At 59.3% G+C, this 2724-nt stretch carries 2 protein-coding genes (1 of these 2 running past the window's edge); both read right to left on the reverse strand.

Features of this window, described 5'->3' with window-relative positions:
* Window positions 1-340: 340 nt before the first annotated feature.
* Complete coding sequence (gene tilS / locus ACIOWA_RS23130) at window positions 341-1657, reverse strand: tRNA lysidine(34) synthetase TilS (protein WP_401162110.1); 1317 nt, start codon at window positions 1655-1657, stop codon at window positions 341-343.
* 144 nt (window positions 1658-1801) lie between these two features.
* Window positions 1802-2724 carry the 3' portion of an acetyl-CoA carboxylase carboxyltransferase subunit alpha gene (locus tag ACIOWA_RS23135; protein ID WP_401162112.1) on the reverse strand. It continues 121 nt past the right edge of the window, so the window shows 923 of its 1044 coding nt (coding positions 122-1044); its start codon lies beyond the right edge, outside the window; its stop codon occupies window positions 1802-1804.

Below are 2724 nucleotides of genomic sequence, written 5' to 3' on the forward strand. Positions count from 1 at the left end.
ACCAAAACCCACAACACCACCAAACACCACCACCCCCCCGCCCGTGACGAATATGTAGCGCGTCATGAAAAACCCTAGAAGTCTGCGTTAAAGCGGTACGAGCCGCCGGGGAAAGCGAAGGAAGGCCGAAGCCCCCGATCACCAGCATTAATCACAGTGCACCTTTCAAAAAAACCGCCGCGTTGGGACAGACCGGCAGATGAAACACCGGTACGTTGTGCGCTACACATTTTTTGGAATCGCCCAGCAAAGACTGCTTGGTAATCGGCAACTCCTGCAATTCAGGCGAATCCACAGAAGTTGTATCAAGAAGGGAGCGTAGTCTACCGGAATGCCCCTTTCATCTCAAACCTTGATCTTCGTCTGTTGGCTGCCAACTCATTTTCCAGCCGTCCTGCTCGTGGCCATCAAGTCCCGGCAGGTTCGCCACCGCGAGCAATTCGTCACCGCGAAAAAGCAGCGGCAATCTGCCACGCACGAAACCCGGCACCGCACGCTCATTGAGCAACCGTTTGAGGTCGCGATGGCCGCGATCCGCCAAATGCATCACTTCGCCACCCTGCCGATAGGCAATGCGTAACGGGCCGCAGGGAGCCTGACCACTGAACATGACACCCCCGTTATGGGGCAAGCTTAGCGGCGACGTCGGTACCTGCCACTCGCCGTCGATCACTGGAGCGCGTAGCCAGTCGCCACTGAGCCACCACAGACGACCGGCACTGCGATGCAACTCGCCATCGGCCAGACGCCAGACCGGCGAAGCATCGTGACTGGCATTGCACAGATCCGCCCAACCCGACCAATGGTCGGTGTCAGGCAAACGTGTCAGCGGTTCGAGCCAATGACTCAGCGCATTTCGTTGCCGGGGGGCGGTGAGAGCGCAAAGTGGCGCCAACGCCAGAGACGGCAAGCGCAGCCATTGGAACTCATGAGGCGTTGCAGCCTGTGCCAGATCGATTTGCGCCAATTCATCGAGCAAACCCTGCGCCTCACGCAGATGCGCAGCGCTGCGCGCCATGCTTGCTGGCGCTTGCGGCCAGCGACTGCTCAGCAGCGGCATGACCTGATGGCGCAGGTAATTACGCGAGAACTGACGATCCTGATTCGACGGGTCTTCGATCCAGTGCAATTGATGAGCTTGTGCGTAGGCCTCCAGTTCAGCCCGAGGGACATCAAGCAAAGGTCGAATCAGAACACCCCGCCCCAGCGCTCGCTGGCTCGGCATGCCCGATAATCCTCTGACACCTGCGCCACGCAACAGACGAAACAGTAATGTTTCGGCCTGATCATCCCGATGCTGACCGGTCAGCAGCACATCATTGGCCTGCGTCAGCGCACCGAACACCGCATAACGCGCATTGCGCGCCGCTCGCTCCAGACTCGCACCCGGTTGCACCGTGACCCGCTCCACTTGCAATGGAACACCCAGCGCATCACAGAACGACTGGCAATGCTGTGGCCACGCATCCGCCGCAGGCTGGAGGCCGTGATGAATGTGGATGGCGCTTAGCGCCGGAAGGGATTGGTCTTTTACGAGATCGGCAAGCAGATGCAGCAGGACGGTCGAGTCGAGACCACCGGAGAAAGCGACGCGCCATGCAGTGGCGTTGCGCCAAGCTGCAAGATTCAGCAGAAGCCGGGAAGGCAGATCACTCACGGACTGACCCCTATCTAACTCTTTGCCCAAATCAAAGTGGCAGCGGGCTTGCTCGCGAAGGCGTCTCAACATTCAACACATCTGTCGACTGTTATACCGCTTTCGCGAGCAAGCCCGCTCCCACATTGGGTATTGCGCGATCTGTCAGAGACCGTAGCTCATCAGTCGATCGTAACGGCGCTTGAGCAGCGCTTCGTTGTCGAACTTCTTCAGCATTGCCAGCTGCGAGCTCAGCTCGGCACGAATCGAGGCAGCGGCAGCGGCCGGATCACGGTGAGCACCGCCCAAAGGCTCGCCGATCACCTTGTCAACGATGCCCAGACCTTTCAGGCGCTCGGCAGTGATGCCCATGGCTTCAGCAGCGTCCGGCGCTTTTTCGGCGGTTTTCCACAGAATCGAAGCACAACCTTCCGGCGAGATCACCGCGTAGGTCGAGTACTGCAGCATGTTCAACTGATCGCAAACACCGATGGCCAGTGCACCGCCTGAACCACCCTCGCCGATAACGGTGGCGATGATCGGGGTCTTCAGGCGCGACATCACACGCAGGTTCCAGGCGATGGCTTCGCTCTGGTTACGCTCTTCGGCGTCGATACCTGGATAGGCACCCGGAGTGTCGATGAAGGTCAGGATCGGCATTTTGAAACGCTCGGCCATTTCCATCAGACGGCAAGCCTTGCGGTAGCCTTCCGGACGCGGCATGCCGAAGTTGCGGCGTACTTTCTCACGGACTTCGCGGCCCTTCTGGTGACCGATGATCATCACTGGCTGGTCTTCCAGACGAGCAATGCCCCCCACGATCGCAGCGTCGTCGGAGAAGTGACGGTCGCCGTGCAGTTCATCGAACTCGGTGAAGATGTGTTCGATGTAGTCCAGGGTATACGGGCGTTTCGGGTGACGCGCCAAGCGTGCGATCTGCCAGCTGGTCAGCTTACCGAAGATGTCCTCGGTCAGCGTTTTGCTCTTGTCCTGCAGGCGGGAGATCTCATCGCCGATATTCAGCGAATTGTCATTACCGACCAAGCGCAACTCTTGGTTGGGGGGGGGGAGGTGGGCGGTGGGGGGGT

The organism is Pseudomonas sp. NPDC087614, from assembly GCF_044743485.1.
Taxonomy (GTDB): Bacteria; Pseudomonadota; Gammaproteobacteria; order Pseudomonadales; family Pseudomonadaceae; genus Aquipseudomonas; species Aquipseudomonas baetica_A.